Below are 16,903 nucleotides of genomic sequence, written 5' to 3'. Positions count from 1 at the left end.
GCTGTGCTCTTTTTCTTTATATAAGAATCTATAAGTTTCAGACTTGGTCCTTATATTCTGCTAGAATTCAAACGCCTTCGCGGTCCATGGTAGGAGGGCGAAGGCGTTTATGTTTAATAGTATGAGTAGAAGAGGATCTTATCAGGTCAGGTGGAATATTAATCCTTCTGATCAAGGCGCCATTTCTGGTAGTCCAGAAACTCCTTGAATTCGCGTTTGCTTATGCCTGAGGCCATAGCTTCCTGCACCAATCGGAACCATTCCGAATCTAAAGGTGACTCCTCAGCATCATTAGGTTCTCCATAGAGCAAAGCGTGGATGGATACCTGAAGCGCATCGGCGATCTTTTCGATAAACTGGATTGAAGGATTGGATTGGATGTTTCTCTCCACATTGCTAAGATACGACTTAGCAACATCCGCTCTGTCCGCAAGCTCAGATAGGGACAATCCCTTTTCTAGGCGGAGATGCTGGATACGTTGGCCCATATTTTGTGGCACTATGCTGACGCCCCTCCGTTATTTTTGTTATTAGTATAGCAAATATCATTAAATTCGACAAAGTTTATTGTAAAGAGAAAAGCAGCATCTACTTATCCGTTTTCCGGAATAAGAATCTGCTGCTCTTCGAATGGAAGACTTATTAGATTAGTAGTCAGTTCCTCTGGCTTGTTTAGCAAAGAAATCCCAAGTCAGTGTCAACACATCTTTTTGGAAAATGTTCTGATCTTTACCGTCATCCACAAATTCGAACTTAACGGTGAAGCTATCAGATGTACCTGCTTTAATACCGGATGCTTCATTGCCTATGAACGGCAATTTTTCTACGAGATCAGGTGTTGAATTTTGCAAATCAGCCAGTGTTGTTTCATAAACTACAATATCCGGAATAATGTTACCGCTCTTGTCCTTATTTTGCAGGAATTTAACTTTAATGAATTTACCTAAATCAACACCATTGTTGTTACCACCCACGTCATTAACGGAGTATTTTGTTTTGAGAACAATAGAGCCGATATCGATGTTACCATCATTATTCAGTTTGAAATCTCTTTTGATAGTATCACCTGGTTTCAATTTATCCAGATTAACGATAACAGATGGGTCAGAGTTCAAATCCAGTGTACCAGCTGCGAATGTAGAGGTACTTGTTGCAGTGTCGCTAAAGTAAGCGAAAGTTCCTCCACCAATCAATGATAAACCCAGTGCTGCTGATGCTACGCCAAGACCCAATGTTTTCTTGATACCCATAATTAAAATTCCTCCTCGGTTTTTGTGGTTTTTTATAAAAGTTATATATTGTAACTTCCGGTTCGTAAGCGGAAGCGGACAATCAACGGATTACTGTATTTCAGTTGGAGGTGGAGAGGTGGGAAGTATAGCAGCATTTTTCTTTTCGAGTGCAGCTACAGCCTTCCATGATGAATACAGGGCATAGAGCAGGAGCATCAAGCCTGGTACAATCATGAGCACAACACTTCCAGCTTTGGAAACTGCGAAATTCATAGCGTAACCTACGTAAGGTACGGTGACCCCGGTATACTCAGCTACAACATTCGTGGAACTGGTAGGGTTCATATCAGGCGCATCATTGTTATCGCCTTTCGTGCGATACATGGCTTCACCAGTAGCGTTGTTCATTGTTGCTTCTACAACACGGTGAGTAATGAGCAGGTTTTCTTCATTTCTAAAGGTGATCACATCGCCTTTTTTGAAGCGATTCATATCTCCTCCGGGTTTTAAAGCGACAATCGATCCGGTTTGAATCCCTGGTTCCATCGAACCTGAGAGTACCGATTTGATCTGGTATCCGAAGAAGGCAGGTTCACCGCCGGAGGCCTTTGATAAAACTACGGCTACCACCAGCAGAATGAATATCACAAGCATGATGCTCGATAATGTATTGTTGATCATTTTTTTAATCCGCATATTATTCGCCACCTTTAACTTGTTGAGGGTCCGAAGGGGCTGGTGTTGCTACCGGTGGGGAAGTGGTTGTATCTTCCGCTTTTGGCGCCTCCTGAGGAACCGCTTGCTGTGGGACATCTTTTGGAATCGTTAGCTCTTCACCAATTTCCGGAACGACCGGGTTAGTGGCTGGGGCTTCAGGCTGTTCTTTATTTATGTTCTCTGGAGTAGCTTCACCTTTCGGTGGAGTCACTTCCGTTTTTGCTTTCTCCTCAGCTTCAGCTTTCGCTTTGTCCTCAGCTTCTTGCTTTTCTTTTTTCTCCAGTGCCAAACGTTCTTCTTCTTTCTTCGTTTGTTCCAGCGCCTCTAGTCGGGCTTTCTCAAGTGCTTCCAACTGTTGTTCACGGGTTTGACTGATCAATTGGAGCTGACTCTGAAGATTGCTGATTCCTGAAGTAGCCGATTCTTTAAGACCATTCATTTCAGTATTGAGATTTTCATAAGTGGAGGTAAGTTCGCTAGAGATATTGCCGGCCGGCTGACTAAAAGGAATCAGGAAAGGTAACGGCTGCTGAAACGCCTCGTTGCGTAACTCGGGTTGTCCATATACATCACTGGTCACTACTGAAGCAAATGGAAGCCCGATATCGTGTATGGAGTTTAGATATTGGATGACTCCCTTTAAGGAAGCATTCAGGGATTCAGAGATTACACCGCTTTGATTCAGGCTGCTTTGCAGCTCTCTGAAGAATTGTTCATCCTTGATTTCTAGACAGTTTGAATCTAGAGAGGTCATATATCCTCCAATCTGGAATAGGACGGCTGCTGCTGCGTTCAGCTCACTATTGATTTCGTTCCAAATTTGGCTGTTGGTGGCCAGTTGCTCATTCACGCCATCGATTTGAGATTGAAGCGCGGAGATTTGCGAGGAAATCTCTTGCGCTGCGACATCAAGCTCATCCAGCGTCATGCCTTCTATTCCCGAAACGTCTGAGAGACTGCCTGAAGGGGTATAGCTTTGCAGCGATCCTTTTAAAGCAGTAGCTCTTTCGATATGATCTTTGAGTTCTGTTAGAAGCCCCTTGATCGAGTTTGGAAATACTTCGCAAAAGCTAATTGTGCTAGTGGTTTGCGTAGTAGCTCCAAAACCACCATAGGTACTACCCACTTGCTGCGAGGTAGTCAGAAACAAGACGGAGACAGCCATTCCTGATTGCAGAACACGTAATCCGATTTGCTTCTTTCGTTTAGGTCTTCTTTTTGCTGATCTGGGTCTCAGAGGAATACCTCCCCTCAATGTCTTGAGTTTCTTTGGTTCGTTATTATTGTTCTTTATTGAGAACAACTTCTGTAATGAATAATACATGGAATAAATTGAAAAGAAAACTGTCAATAAGTCTCGTTTGTGCTCTATAAAGAACAAAAATGTTAATTTATCTCTATTTATCTCGGTTTATCGCTTGATATCTATTTTTATTCGCAATAGAGAACGATACATAGGAGAGGAATGTATTAAAAATAGCCTAATCATGCGAGAGGCACGATTAGGCTATTAAGAATTCTTGCGAGTTTAATTGTGGGCTCAGTTAGGGAAGACGAGTACCACGTGAACTAACATATAGGTCATACCATTCTTTTCGAGTAAGCTCCAGCTTGTCCGCATCGGCGCAGGCAGCGATGCGCTGCGGATTCACAGTCCCAATCACAGGCTGAATAGCTGCCGGATGTGTCATTAGCCAGGATAGCACTATGGCTTCGGGTGTTGTTCCTTTTTCATCTGCAAGTTGTTTAACCATGGCAGCTGTCTGGACGATATTCTCTGGTTGATCCTCTAATGAACGTCCGCTAAATAAGCCTTGTGCGAGTGGGCCCCAGGCTTGAAGCTGAATGTTCTCCATTCGACAATGTTCAAGGGTTCCTTCGGGAAAGGTAATATCCTTCCAAGGTTCACGGTTTACACTGATTCCAGCATCGACCCAGCTGAGCTTGGCTAGGCTCATGTGTAGCTGGTTTATGATAAAAGGTTCCTCGCAATAGGCTTGCAGCATTTTGATCTGCGCTGCGCTCATATTGGAGACGCCGAAATGACGAACTTTACCTGTTGCTTTTAATTGATGCAAAGCAGAAGCTACTTCCTCCGGATCCATTAGGGGGTCAGGCCGATGGAGCAGCAGAATATCAATATATTCTGTTCCTAGTCGCGACAATATTCCTTCTACACTGCTTAGAATATGCTGGCTTGAGAAGTCAAAGACATTAGAGCTGTCTCCGGGCTCCATTAGCTTAATACCGCACTTCGATTGAATAATGATTTCTTCGCGGAGTCCTGGGCGTTCTTTAAAGATTTGACCGAATACCTTCTCGGCTTTACCACGGGTATAAATATCTGCGTGATCAAACATATTGATACCAATAGATAGTGCTGCGTCGACGGCTGCATGTCCTTGCTTAACATTCTCGGCGGTAATCGGTTCATGATCCCAGCCCCCACCAAATCCCATACAACCTAGAGCAATACGGCTGGCTGGTATACCGCGCTTGTTTAAAGGCAGCGTTCTCAACATTGTGATTCCTCCTAGGAAAATATGATTGCGTACACGTACATATTGTACACGCTTAGATTCTAGTATGGTATTTATTGTCTCTGCAAAAGTGAAAAAAAGAGTAGAGGTCCTAAGGACTCTACTCTGTATTAAGTGGTGTTCCAATGTCATTCAACTTGCGTGCTACAACATCATCATAGAGACGTTGTAGCCATTTTAGTTCAATAAGGGTGTGTTCATAGGTGCCGTACATGAGATGAAGGGCGGAACGAGGAACAATAGGAATATGTTCTTCATATACCTGATAAGCCAGATTCACCTGATGTTCGGTTTCCCGAATACGTTCTTCGAGCAGCTTCTCCACCTTGTTTTGATCAACATGACGGGACATGGCTAGAGCCATATACATCGGATGATAGAAGGGCTCGTTCTTTTTAATTTGCTGTAGAATTAACTGCTCGAATAAATTTTTACCTTGCTCAGTAATACCGTAAATGGTTTTGTCTGGGCGATCACTGCTGCTAATCACTTCTAAAGCTTCGATATAACCATCTTGTGCAAGTTTATCGACTGCGTAGTAGAGAGACCCAAGCTGGAGCTTTGTAATCCGGTCCATGGAGCGCTCTTTCATGACTAGTGTAATTTCATAGGGATGCATGTTTCTTTCAAGCAATAGTCCGAGAATAGCCAATTTCATTGACATAATCGTTACCTTTTACCCTCGGACGCCTGAGCAGTTTTACTCGGAATGGTGAGGCGGTCTTTTGGCATAAGCAGCACAAAGACTAAACCAAGGACGGCAGGAATCATGGCCCACATAAAGGTATGTGCGATTGAAGAGGACAGTGCACTAGATATTTTCTCTAAAATTTCAGGTGGAATCTTGGCTCTTGCTTCAGGTGTCAGGGCTGCCCGTGGATCGCCGAAGGCTGCTGACTGCTCACTTCCGCCAAAAGCTTCGCTAATGCTGCTAGTGAAGTTGTTACGCTGAATAATACCGAAGATCGTAATCCCCAGCGTCATCCCAAGCGAGCGCATAAAGGTACTTGTTGAAGTTGCTGAACCGCGTTGGCGCATATCGAAGTTATGGATAGCTGCCATGCTTAGCACGGAGAAGGAAAAGCCCACGCCGAACCCAGTTAAGGCCATGAATACATTAAGCATGAGACGGGAGGTATCTGGCGACAAAGTGCTTAGACTGTAGATACCTGCGACAAAGCAGACTGCGGATAGAATCATAATGTTGCGGAAGCTGGTTTTGGTGGTCAGTAGCCCACCGGTCTGACTGCCTACGACGGTACCGATCATCATCGGCATGAGGATCAGTCCAGAGTTCGTAGCGGAGCCGCCAAATACGCCCTGTACAAAGATAGGAATGTAGATGGTGGCTACGATAAAGGCAGAGCCATAGAACAAGGCTGTCACACTACTTGTTGCAAACAACCGTTTACTGAACATCGCGAACGAGATAACAGGTTCAGCCGCCACTCTCTCAATGAGGATGAATGCCAGCAAGAGTACAGCAAAGCCGGCGAATAAGCCAAGGATGACACTAGAATCCCAAGCGTATTGATTGCCTCCCAGTTCTAGCGCAAACATTAGGCAGATAATGGCGCCGACAAGAGTGAAGGCTCCGCCCCAGTCGATGCGCTGTTTAGCGTGAGAAATCGATTCTTTGTAAGAAGTTGCGATCAGAAACAGTGCAATAATTCCGAGCGGCAGGTTAATGTAGAATACCCATTGCCATCCTACATAGTCGGTAATATATGCACCCAATAAGGGTCCGAGTACACTAGAGATTCCGAAGACGGCACCGAAAAGGCCGGTCAGCTTTCCTCTTTTTTCAGGAGGGTAAATGTCGAAAACGATGGTGAAGGCGATAGGCATTAGTGCACCGCCGCCGATCCCTTGAATAGCCCGGTAAATACTGAGCTGTGTAATACTGGTTGCAGTACCGCACAGTGCTGAGCCAATCAGGAATACAATCAGTCCGAACATGAAGAAACGTTTACGTCCATACATATCCGAGAGCTTGCCGAAGATAGGGGTTCCAGCCATTACCATAACCATATAAGCCGAAGTGACCCATACGATTTTGTCCAGACCGCCAAGGTCGGAAACAATGGTTCCCATAGCTGAAGCTACAATGGTATTGTCCATCGCGGACATTAGAATACCGAGCAGCAGGCCGATAACTACGAGTTTAAGATTACTTTCTTTAGTATGCATGCTTCGCAGGCTCCTTTTTTCTAATAGTGATAAATCCGTTCAAAAAATGTTCATAGGTTAGAAGCAAAATTTATTATATTCAAATTTGAATAGGGTAGCAATAGTTTTTTTCAAATATAAGAAGTATAAGTTTCACACAATACTATATGTCTTATATTCTCGCTTAAACGCTTACCGTCCTTATAAAGACACCGAAGGCGTTTATGCTTGAAAAAATGGGATTTGGGGGATATGAAATAAAGAACGCCTCTTGACATACCCTACGGGGGTATATTATATTATTGACAAGGAGGCTGATTCTTATGTCTACTAGTAAGCAAGAACAAACTGAGAAATCCTGCGAAGCTGACTGTCATTCTTCAGCATCTGGAGAACGAATGAGTCATCATTCGACAGATTTCAAAAATGGTTTGAATACTCGCCTCAACCGGATTGAAGGCCAGATCCGCGGGATAAAGGGTATGATAGAGCGGGATACTTATTGTGATGATGTGCTCAATCAGCTCGCAGCGGTTCAAGCGGCACTAAACGGTGTTGGTAAGATGCTGCTGGAAGGGCATATGAAGAGTTGTATTATTGAACGAATCGAAGCCGGTGAACATGAGGTTATCGATGAACTGCTAATTACGGTTAACAAATTAATGAAATAATAAGCTAATGCTCCTTGAGCATGGCTTCATAACATTTACTGGAGGTAATAATAATGTCGAACGCTACATTAAACGTTGAAGGAATGTCTTGTGGTCACTGTGTCAACTCTGTAGAGAAGGCTGTAGGTAATCTTGGAGCTACTGCTAAGGTTGATCTTGCTGCTAAAAAAGTATCCGTTGAGTATGATGAGAACAAGGTGAGCCTTGGAGCTATTAAAGAAGCTATTGAAGAGCAAGGGTATGATGTAGTTTAATTTGAAGCAAAGTAATAAGGCTTGGAGCTGTATGGGAATGCCATAAGCTCCAATGCCTTTTCTTTTTATAGAAACTATCATACTCTATAGGGGTATGAGGAGGCTTTGGAATCATGGATAAGTTAAAAACAACAGCTTCACCCAATGAACAGCAAGCAACCGTACAGATTACAGGCATGACCTGTTCTGCTTGTGCAGCTCGAATTGAGAAAGGTTTGTCCCGGATGGAGGGTGTTTCTCGCGCAAATGTAAATTTAGCCTTGGAACAAGCCACTGTCGGATTCGATCCTTCTGTATCAGGGTTACCACAAATTGAAGATAAAATCCGCGCTCTTGGTTATGATACCGTCAAAGAGACCGCGGATTTTGATATATCAGGCATGACCTGCGCTGCATGCTCGGCGCGGATCGAAAAAGTGTTGAGTCGTACGCCGGGGATCGCAGCAGTGAATGTGAATTTAGCGCTGGAAACGGCACATGTAGAATATACTCCCGGTAATATTAGTCCAAGAGAGATCATGGAGAAGGTAAGCAATATCGGATATAAAGCTACTCTTAAAGAAGACCGCAAGGATCATGTGGATCGTCGTGTACAGGAAATTCAGCATAAAAAGTGGAAGTGGATCATTTCTGCTATTCTTTCTTTCCCATTGTTATGGGCGATGGCAGGTCATTTCTCATTCACAAGCTGGATTCCAACACCGGAGTTATTTATGAATCCTTGGTTTCAGCTTGTTCTGGCGACCCCCGTACAGTTTATCATCGGCTGGCAGTTCTACGTAGGCGCGTATAAAGCACTTCGTAACGGGAGTGCCAATATGGATGTGTTGGTCGTACTGGGGACATCAGCAGCGTATTTCTACAGTCTTTATCTGACGATTGATTCATTAAGTATGAAGGGAATGAATCATACCGCCCCAATGTATTATGAGACGAGTGCTGTACTCATCACACTCATCCTCGTCGGTAAATGGTTCGAGGCGCTAGCCAAAGGACGTTCCTCTGACGCCATTAAGAGCTTAATGGGGCTTCAGGCAAAGACGGCTCTCGTGATCCGCGATGGCAAAGAAATGAATATCTCGACAGATGAAGTGATTCCCGGCGATATTGTATTGGTGAAGCCCGGAACAAAGGTGCCGGTGGATGGCGAGGTAGTAGAGGGTTCCTCTTCTGTGGACGAGTCTATGTTGACCGGAGAAAGTATTCCTGTAGAGAAAAAACCTGGAGATACCGTTATCGGTGCTACATTAAATAAGAATGGGATTTTAAGAATTAAAGCCAACAAAGTAGGAAGAGACACTGCGCTCGCTCAAATCATTAGAGTAGTGGAGGAGGCCCAAGGCTCCAAAGCGCCGATCCAGCGGATCGCGGATGTCATCTCAGGTATTTTTGTACCGATTGTTGTAGGCATTGCGATGATCACTTTCTTGGTCTGGTACTTCTGGGCAGCACCTGGTCAATTTGCCGATGCCCTTGAAAAAGCCATTGCGGTGCTCGTAATCGCCTGTCCATGTGCGTTAGGTCTTGCAACGCCGACCTCCATTATGGCGGGATCAGGCCGCGCTGCGGAGCTTGGTATTCTGTTCAAGGGTGGTGAGCATTTAGAAGGCGCACAAGGGATTAAGATCGTTGTTTTGGATAAGACAGGTACGGTTACAAATGGTAAGCCCATGCTGACTGATATCGTGACTACCACTGGAATTGCCGCTTATGGTAAAGAAAGTGCAGAGAATCGTCTATTAGCTTTAACTGCGGCAGCCGAGAAATTATCAGAACATCCGCTTGCGGAAGCTATCGTTGCAGGAGCCGCTGACAGAGATTTGATCTTACCCACCGCTGAACAGTTTGATAATGTACCTGGACGGGGAATTATGGCTGTTGTCTCCGATCAACAAGTTAGGGTGGGTACACGGCGTATGATGGAAGATCATCAATTGGACATCACAGAGTGGACCCCAGTCATGAAGAGACTGGAAGAGGCAGGAAAGACAGCTATGCTTGTAGCGGTGGACGATGAGATTGCCGGGATTGTCGCTGTGGCGGATACGATTAAGCCAACCTCAAAAGCAGCTGTAGCTGCGCTTCATGCGATGGGCATAGAGGTCATTATGATTACAGGTGACAATAAAATCACCGCAGAAGCTATTGCGAAGCAAGCAGGTATTCGAAAAGTGTTAGCAGAGGTTCTACCAGAAGGCAAAGCGGAGGAAGTTCGTAAGCTGCAGCGGAATGGGACAAAGGTAGCTATGGTTGGAGATGGCATCAATGATGCTCCTGCACTGGCTACTGCAGATACGGGCATGGCGATCGGTACAGGTACGGATGTAGCAATGGAGGCTGCAGATATTACGCTGATGCGGGGAGATCTGAAGAGCATACCCGATGCCATTATGATGAGCCGTAAAACGATGAGTAATATTAAGCAGAATTTGTTCTGGGCACTTGCATACAATACAATAGGTATACCGATTGCTGCACTCGGATTTCTAGCTCCATGGCTAGCTGGAGCTGCGATGGCATTCAGTTCTGTGTCCGTCGTCTTGAATGCACTTCGTTTGCAGCGGGTAAAGCTTTAAGAGAAACCTAACTATGTAAGGAGTGGCCGCTGTGCAAGAAAACAACGAGACAATATCTCTATTAATGAACCATGCATCTGTCCGCAAGTATCAGGATAAGCCAGTAAGTGAAGAGCAGCTTGCAGCTATTATTGAAGCAGGCCAAATGGCTTCGACTTCCAGCAGTGTACAAGCCTATAGTGTTATTGCAGTGACTGACCCGGCTATAAAAGCAGAGCTTGCCGGATTAGCGGGTAATCAGGCTTATATAGAACAATGCCCAGTCTTCTTGGTCTGGTGCGCGGATCTGTATCGGTTGCGTGAGGTGACAAAACCTCATTTGCAGGGAGAGACATCGTATGAAGATTCTGCTGAGAACCTTATTGTAGCTACCGTTGATGTTGCGCTTGCTGCTCAGAATGCTGCTGTAGCTGCGGAATCGCTTGGGCTCGGAATTGTTTATATCGGCGGAATCCGTAACCGGATTGCGGAGGTTTCGGAGCTGCTTGGACTGCCCGAGCTGGTTTACCCGATATTTGGAATGTGTGTGGGCTACCCTGATGGAGCCACAAGCCTGCGTCCGCGTCTGCCATTAGAGGCTGTTCTACATCGTAATCGCTACAATGCCGAAACGACAGTGGAGCAGGTCAAGACTTACGATAAAGTCTCTTCAGACTATATGCGTGAGCGGACTCATGGTGCCAAGGATACACCTTGGTCTGTGATTATGGCAGAACGGTTGGCACAGCCAGCGCGAATGCATATGAAGGAATTCCTTCTCGGAAAAGGATTCTTTAAGAGGTAATCTAGTATTTTCGCTTAAAGAGGTTGCCCTATTCGTAGTTAAAACTACGGGTAGGGCAACCTCTTTTTCGTACCCTGAGGCATGAAGGTGACAGTTGTCATCTTAAAGAAATGACAGTCCATACTAATGTCAGGTCTCCTTTTTCCATATGATTGAAATAGATCAAACGCATTCGGAATCGGAGGGGTTACGAAATGGACAGTGTTATTGAGATGAATGGAGTTAGCAAATTATATAAGGATAAGAAAGCAGTAGATAATATCAGCTTCAACATTGCCAAGGGTTCGATTACAGCTATTCTTGGACCAAACGGAGCAGGCAAAACAACGGCATTGGGAATGTTATTGGGGTTATTAGAGCCCACTGAAGGTACAGTGAAAATATTTGGACAACATCCAAAAGATAAAATCGTACGTGAAAAGACCGGCGCGATGCTGCAAGAGGTAAGTGTGATGGATCGGCTGAAGGTTCGGGAGATCATTGCTCTGATCCGTAGCTATTATCCACAGCCGATGGATATGGAGTTTCTAATTAAAGCTACAGGGCTTGCGCCAGCGGATCTGAATAGATACGCCGAGAAGCTCTCGGGCGGTCAAAAGCGTAGTCTAGGCTTCGCGCTGGCCCTGGCTGGTGATCCAGAGCTGATCTTTTTCGATGAACCTACGGTTGGACTTGATATTACTTCCCGGCGGCGCTTCTGGGACACGGTTCGTGGACTTGCGGAGCAGGGCAAGACGATTGTGTTCACGACACATTACTTACAGGAAGCTGAAGATATTGCGGATCGTATTCTGTTGTTTAGCAAAGGCCATTTAGTTGCTGACGGAAGTCCAGATGAGATTAAATCGCGGATTGTGAAGCGTTCGCTGTCCTTTTTGCCAATAGGTGATCGATCTAAATTACGCAGGAGCCTGCTGGAACTAACCGCTATTGAGGGTTGTTATGAAAAAGAAGGCCGAATTCATGTGACGACAGACGATACGGATGAAGCGCTGCGAGCGATTTTTGTTACCGGACTTCCCGTGAAGGATGTTCGTATAGATCAGGGACGTTTGGATGACGCTTTTGAACAATTGACCATGAACCAAGAGGAGGCTATCTAAAGATGAGATTAATTACTGTACAGTGTAAAGCCGAGATGCTGAGGATCATCCGTAATCCTTATTACGTATTCTGGTCATTGCTCATGCCCATTATGTTCTATTTCATCTTCACCCGCGTGGTTAATACAGGTAATGATGACCCGACTTGGCGCGCTCACTACTTAATGTCGATGGCAACCTTTAGTGTAATGGGCTCTGCGATCATGACGCTTGGCATCCGTTTAGTGCAAGAACGAACACAAGGCTGGACTACCTTTATTCGGATTACCCCGCTACCTGGTTCTGTTTATTTCTTCGGAAAAATGTTCGGGCAAACGATGATGCATCTGTTTTCGGTCATTTGTATTTTTATCGCAGGATATTTAATCAACGGTGTCTCCTTATCTGCGGGTCAATGGGTGCTTAGTGGGCTATGGATTCTGATCGGTTCCCTTCCATTTTTGGCGATTGGTACGCTTGTGGGTGCTATGAAACGGGTGGATACGGCTAGTGGAGTCAGTAACGTGATTTATATGGCGCTTGCTGTAGCGGGGGGCATGTGGATGCCAATTGAGATTTTACCACGTTTAATGCAGAAGATTGGTCATTGGTTACCTTCTTATAACTATGGAAATGGGGCGTGGGAGATTGTACGTGGCTCAGCCCCGCATTGGAGTAATGTCTTGATTTTACTCGGATATTTGGTAGTTTTTATGTTACTATCGGTTTATATTCGAAAAAAACAGGAAGCGGTGTAAAGTAATGACCGAGCGTAGTAAGTTCCAGTTATTTCCAAGAAGTCAGGGGTTTTTCCCTTATGTATGGGCTGTTTATCTGATTTTGCCCATCCTGAATTTGCGTGGGGAGACTGGAGTGAAGCTCATTCTAGGTGGGATTATGATAGCGGTGTTTGCCATCAGCTACCGCCAGTTGTATTGGGTTCGGGGTGGCGCGTTTAATGTTTGGTTAACGACTCAAATGGTCATCATCGTGGTGCTTAGCTTGTTCTATACGCCATTTAATCTGTACATGGGCTTTTTCACCGTGAATTTTATAGCTTATTATACGGAGAATAAAGGGTTTAAAATTGCATTTACTTCTTTTGTGGTCATGGTACTTTCAGTGTTGGTCTTAGTAGGCCGTGAGTTGGAATGGGTTAGTATTATGTTCTTAATCCCGTTTATCGTTATTATGCTGATTATGCCATTCGGCGTAAGATCCATGCATCAACATCAGAAGCTGGAGAAAGAGCTAGATCAAGCTAATGAGGTGATTAAAGAGTTGGTGAAGCGTGAGGAACGCATGCGAATCGCACGTGATTTACATGATACCCTCGGGCATACGCTGTCCTTGATTACATTAAAAAGCCAACTCGTAGAGAAGCTGGTGACCAAAAATACGGAGCGAGCTCAAGAGGAAGCGCGGGAAATTCAGCGTACTTCGCGGGCTGCGCTCCGTCAGGTGCGTGAGCTAGTGTCGGAAATGCGTGCGATCTCAGTAGCAGAAGAACTGGCAGAAACCGGGGAAATGCTGCGCACGGCGGAGATTGCCTTGGAAGTGGAGGGCGATATCTCGCTGGAGGGAGTATCCGATCTGACGCAAAATATTCTCAGCCTCTGTATCAAAGAAGCGGTGACTAACATTGTGAAGCATAGTAGAGCGGATAAATGCTTCATCGGGGTGGCAAAGACCGCCGGAGAAGTTCGAATTACCGTTAAAGATAACGGAATTGGCCTCCAGAACGGTGAGAGATGTAACGGTGAGCTTAGTGATGGAAATGGTATGAAGGGGATGGCGGAACGTCTATCCCTGATTGATGGCTCTCTGTCGCTAAGCTCAGAAGAGGGTCAGGGAACTACGCTAATCGTTATGATCCCTCTAATCGTTAAGGAAGCAACAGGGGGTGAGAGTGCATGATAACCATCGTTATTGCGGAAGATCAACGTCTGCTTCGGGGGGCTATGGCTTCCTTATTGGATCTTGAGGATGATATCGAAGTCGTCGGCGAGGCTTGTGATGGTGCTGAGGCATTAGCTTTAATCGACAGGGTTCAGCCGGATGTATGTCTCATGGACATTGAAATGCCGTTCAAGAGCGGGCTGGAGGTTGCAGAAATATTGCGGAGTAAAGGTTGTCCGACTCGAATTATCATCTTGACTACCTTTGCCCGTCCGGGCTATTTCGAGCGTGGAGTGAAGGCTGGTATACAAGGGTATTTGTTGAAGGACGAGCCTGTAGATAAGCTGGCTGAATCTATTCGCCGTGTCATGGCTGGACATCGGGAGGTATCCCCCGAGTTAGTTTTTGGTAGCTTGCGGGAAGAAAATCCACTAACAGCACGGGAGCGGGAGATCTTAAAGCTGGCTGGTGAAGGGCAAACGGCGGCGGAGATCGCTTTTTCGCTACACCTTTCTTATGGAACTGTTCGCAATTATATTTCTGAAATACTCAATAAGCTGGAAGTGAAAAGTCGAATTGAGGCGGTACGACTGGCAGAGGAAAAAGGCTGGATTTGAGGGGAGAAGGGCATTATTATGCAAATATTTCTGATTCGTCATGGTGATCCGGACTATTCCATAGATGGTCTAACAGAATTCGGACATCAGGAAGCCGCAGCATTGGGAAGACGCATGGCATCTATCGGTCTGGATGAACTATATGCTTCACCACTGGGTAGAGCACAGACAACAGCCAGTTATGTGGCCAAAGAGACGGGACTTGTAATTCAGACAGAACCTTGGACTTGTGAACTAGATTGGACAGAGATTATGTTAGACGGACAATTGTCGTCTATTTGGGATAGCCCCGGAGAACATATTAGCGAACTATCGAGTGGAAAGAGAGAATGGTCTGATGAAACAGATCATTGGTTGAAGCAAGAGGAATACAGACTGCGGTTCAGCGAATTACAAGCAGCTTCAGATCAATTCTTAATTCGACACCATTATAAAAGAGAAGATGGCCTGTATCGGATACTCGAGCCTTCTACCAAGAAGATTGGAGTAGTATGCCATGGCGGCTTTGGCCTCGCATGGCTAGCTCATTTATTGCAGATTCCTTTAGCCTTGGCTTGGTCCGTATTTTGGTTAGCGCCAAGCTCGGTAACGACAATTTTGTTCGAAGAGCGTAGCGAGCACTTTGCGGTTCCTAGATGTATTGGACTAGGAGATGTCTCCCACCTTTATGCTGGCGGCATGAACTATCGCCCGAGGGGATTAATGGGCAATCATGTTTAAGTTAAAAGATTAAGAACATTGCCTATGAAGTGAAAGGCCATCCCATAGAGGATGGCCTTTTTACTAGCTCTATATGATTGGAGCGTATAGGCCAATCTTCAACGTGGATTTAATTTCACCTGCGACCCTTTACCACCTGTCTGGATACCAGTGTCCTTCGTTCCAACTTCCTTCAAGTCAGTCACTAGTCGCTCCAAAACGGCCTTGGAAGCAGCAGCTTCTTTGGCGCCGGATGCCTTCACGACTAATTGCACTGGCTTGCCAGAACGGAGATGCTTCTCTGCCTGGCGAAGCTTCGTATCGTAATCATGCTCTTCAATATGAGCCGTGAAGCGGAGTTCTTTGACCTTCTCCTTGCTGCCACCTTTTGCAGCTGAGCCACCACTAGCCTTGCGTGCTGAGGCTGCCTCCTTCTGCGCGGCCGCTTTTGCTTTGCCCTTTGCAGTTAGGCTGCAGGGTGGTGGGCTGCTCATTAGCGAGGTACATACCAGATCAGCACCTGCTGATCTGGCCAGGGCCAGGGCCTCTTCCCGGGAGACGATACCCAGCTTCTCACCCCTAAGTCCTGTAAGGACTACTTCGGATGCTCTGATTTGTTCGTTGATTAATACTGCCACTTCTATGAATCCTCCCCTGATAACGATGATAAAGCTATCATATATGGAACTAGCTTGAGGTTCAAATGTGGAGCGTAGGATTAGCGTTACTAATCCTCTCAATTTCTTCTTTTATGATTTGTATGATTAGTTTTTTAGATGATGTTGCTAGATATTCTCGGTTGCGCCGCTGCAATATACCCACTTGAATGAACGGCTCGCTTAGTTCAACATCGATTTTCACGATATCTGTCATTAAAGCTGTCGAATCAAGCACTACCCCCACCCCAGGGTTTTTTCTTACAAAATGCGGAATAGCAGAAATTTGGTTTATGGTGGATAAAGTGGGCTTTGATTCGAATCTCGAAAATTGCTTAGCTAACCGAAGGTAATATAAGCAAGTCCGTCCTCCAGCTATAATTGGATATTCAAGAATTTCTCGAAATGGAATATCGTGTCGTCCGCTTAAAGGATGATTGTGATCTACTATAAAAGCGATTTTCTCGTGATAGAGCGGTTCGAAATAAAAGAAAGACAGGTCAGACGGCTCACCGCAGATGCCGAAATCCAGTTCACTTTGTAGGACGAGTTGCGAGAGGGAATCAGTGTTACCCTGAATGAAGTTACATTCCATTTTTGGTTTTTGCTCATGAAACTTTCGCAAGGCGTTCGGTAGGACGGATTCCATCATGGATTCAATGCCTCCGATATGAAGTGTGCCAATTTCGTCATGCTGTAAAGCCTTGGTGAGTTCTGATACATAGTTCCAATGTTGAATAAGGTTATCGATTTCCGCTGCAAAAACTTGCCCAGCACTTGTCAGTTCTACTTCCCAGCCTCTGTGAAAGAGTTGTATGCCCAGTTCTTTTTCAAGTCGTTGAATTTGGTTGGTAATGGTAGACTGCGCATAATTCAACTTCTCGGCAGCGCGTGAGAAAGTGCCTTCTTGAAGAATGGTCTTAAAAGCCATCAGTTCTTTTAGATTCAAAGATTGTCACCTCTATCGGTATAATTGATTAAGATTATTATCTTATTCAATTATATAA

At 45.2% G+C, this 16,903-nt stretch carries 18 protein-coding genes; 9 read left to right on the top strand and 9 right to left on the bottom strand.

Annotated elements, in window-relative coordinates; genetic code table 11:
* Positions 1-158: 158 nt before the first annotated feature.
* The 7 genes from MKY52_RS07290 to MKY52_RS07260 form a co-directional block, all read right to left on the bottom strand.
* Entirely contained in the window at positions 159-488 is a 330-nt protein-coding gene (locus tag MKY52_RS07290) for a helix-turn-helix domain-containing protein (RefSeq protein ID WP_042131791.1), read from the bottom strand.
* Between the two features lie 159 nt (positions 489-647).
* A complete protein-coding gene (locus tag MKY52_RS07285) occupies positions 648-1,250 on the bottom strand; it encodes a TasA family protein (protein ID WP_339268342.1) in 603 nt (200 codons plus the stop codon).
* 90 nt (positions 1,251-1,340) lie between these two features.
* Positions 1,341-1,928: a signal peptidase I SipW gene (gene sipW, locus MKY52_RS07280; RefSeq protein WP_076285139.1), complete on the bottom strand. Its 588-nt coding sequence runs from the start codon at positions 1,926-1,928 to the stop codon at positions 1,341-1,343.
* Position 1,929: 1 nt separating this feature from the next.
* The gene (locus tag MKY52_RS07275; RefSeq protein ID WP_341050684.1) at positions 1,930-3,099 is read right to left on the bottom strand and encodes a hypothetical protein; all 1,170 of its coding nucleotides are present in this window, start codon (positions 3,097-3,099) and stop codon (positions 1,930-1,932) included.
* Between the two features lie 394 nt (positions 3,100-3,493).
* A complete protein-coding gene (locus tag MKY52_RS07270; protein ID WP_341050683.1) occupies positions 3,494-4,471 on the bottom strand; it encodes an aldo/keto reductase in 978 nt (325 codons plus the stop codon).
* A gap of 118 nt (positions 4,472-4,589) precedes the next feature.
* Positions 4,590-5,153: a PadR family transcriptional regulator gene (locus MKY52_RS07265; RefSeq protein WP_042184294.1), complete on the bottom strand. Its 564-nt coding sequence runs from the start codon at positions 5,151-5,153 to the stop codon at positions 4,590-4,592.
* Between the two features lie 5 nt (positions 5,154-5,158).
* On the bottom strand, positions 5,159-6,679 hold the full coding sequence (locus tag MKY52_RS07260; RefSeq protein ID WP_341050680.1) for an MDR family MFS transporter: 1,521 nt from the start codon (positions 6,677-6,679) through the stop codon (positions 5,159-5,161).
* A 377-nt stretch (positions 6,680-7,056) separates the two neighbouring features.
* Between MKY52_RS07260 and MKY52_RS07255 the strand changes: the two genes are divergently transcribed.
* The 9 genes from MKY52_RS07255 (at position 7,057) to MKY52_RS07215 (ending at position 15,261) form a co-directional block, all read left to right on the top strand.
* Positions 7,057-7,329, top strand: coding sequence for a metal-sensitive transcriptional regulator (locus tag MKY52_RS07255; RefSeq protein ID WP_231573462.1), 273 nt, complete (start codon positions 7,057-7,059; stop codon positions 7,327-7,329).
* A 53-nt stretch (positions 7,330-7,382) separates the two neighbouring features.
* Positions 7,383-7,583 carry a copper chaperone CopZ gene (gene copZ / locus MKY52_RS07250; RefSeq protein ID WP_042184300.1) on the top strand — a complete coding sequence of 67 codons (201 nt, stop codon included), beginning with the start codon at positions 7,383-7,385 and terminating at the stop codon, positions 7,581-7,583.
* Positions 7,584-7,696: 113 nt separating this feature from the next.
* Positions 7,697-10,159: a heavy metal translocating P-type ATPase gene (locus tag MKY52_RS07245; RefSeq protein WP_341050679.1), complete on the top strand. Its 2,463-nt coding sequence runs from the start codon at positions 7,697-7,699 to the stop codon at positions 10,157-10,159.
* Between the two features lie 31 nt (positions 10,160-10,190).
* Positions 10,191-10,943 carry an oxygen-insensitive NADPH nitroreductase gene (gene nfsA, locus MKY52_RS07240; RefSeq protein WP_076299885.1) on the top strand — a complete coding sequence of 251 codons (753 nt, stop codon included), beginning with the start codon at positions 10,191-10,193 and terminating at the stop codon, positions 10,941-10,943.
* Between the two features lie 194 nt (positions 10,944-11,137).
* Positions 11,138-12,046, top strand: coding sequence for an ABC transporter ATP-binding protein (locus MKY52_RS07235; RefSeq protein ID WP_076285144.1), 909 nt, complete (start codon positions 11,138-11,140; stop codon positions 12,044-12,046).
* A gap of 2 nt (positions 12,047-12,048) precedes the next feature.
* Entirely contained in the window at positions 12,049-12,783 is a 735-nt protein-coding gene (locus MKY52_RS07230; RefSeq protein WP_076285145.1) for an ABC transporter permease, read from the top strand.
* Positions 12,784-12,787: 4 nt separating this feature from the next.
* A complete protein-coding gene (locus MKY52_RS07225) occupies positions 12,788-13,942 on the top strand; it encodes a sensor histidine kinase (protein WP_341050677.1) in 1,155 nt (384 codons plus the stop codon).
* Positions 13,939-14,541: a response regulator transcription factor gene (locus MKY52_RS07220; RefSeq protein ID WP_341050676.1), complete on the top strand. Its 603-nt coding sequence runs from the start codon at positions 13,939-13,941 to the stop codon at positions 14,539-14,541. Before MKY52_RS07225 ends, MKY52_RS07220 begins: the two co-directional genes overlap by 4 nt.
* An 18-nt stretch (positions 14,542-14,559) precedes the next feature.
* Positions 14,560-15,261 (top strand): histidine phosphatase family protein, encoded by a 702-nt coding sequence (locus MKY52_RS07215; protein WP_341050674.1) that lies wholly within the window; start codon positions 14,560-14,562, stop codon positions 15,259-15,261.
* 98 nt (positions 15,262-15,359) lie between these two features.
* Here MKY52_RS07215 and infC read toward each other — a convergent pair whose 3' ends face one another.
* On the bottom strand, positions 15,360-15,878 hold the full coding sequence (gene infC, locus MKY52_RS07210) for a translation initiation factor IF-3 (protein WP_341050673.1): 519 nt from the start codon (positions 15,876-15,878) through the stop codon (positions 15,360-15,362).
* A gap of 61 nt (positions 15,879-15,939) precedes the next feature.
* Positions 15,940-16,845, bottom strand: coding sequence for a LysR family transcriptional regulator (locus MKY52_RS07205; protein WP_341050672.1), 906 nt, complete (start codon positions 16,843-16,845; stop codon positions 15,940-15,942).
* Between the last annotated feature and the right edge of the window lie 58 nt (positions 16,846-16,903).

It is taken from the genome of Paenibacillus sp. FSL P4-0184 (assembly GCF_038004625.1).
GTDB lineage: Bacteria > Bacillota > Bacilli > Paenibacillales > Paenibacillaceae > Paenibacillus_AQ.
Note: the sequence above shows the minus strand (reverse complement) of the source record. Positions and strands in the feature narration are given on the sequence as shown.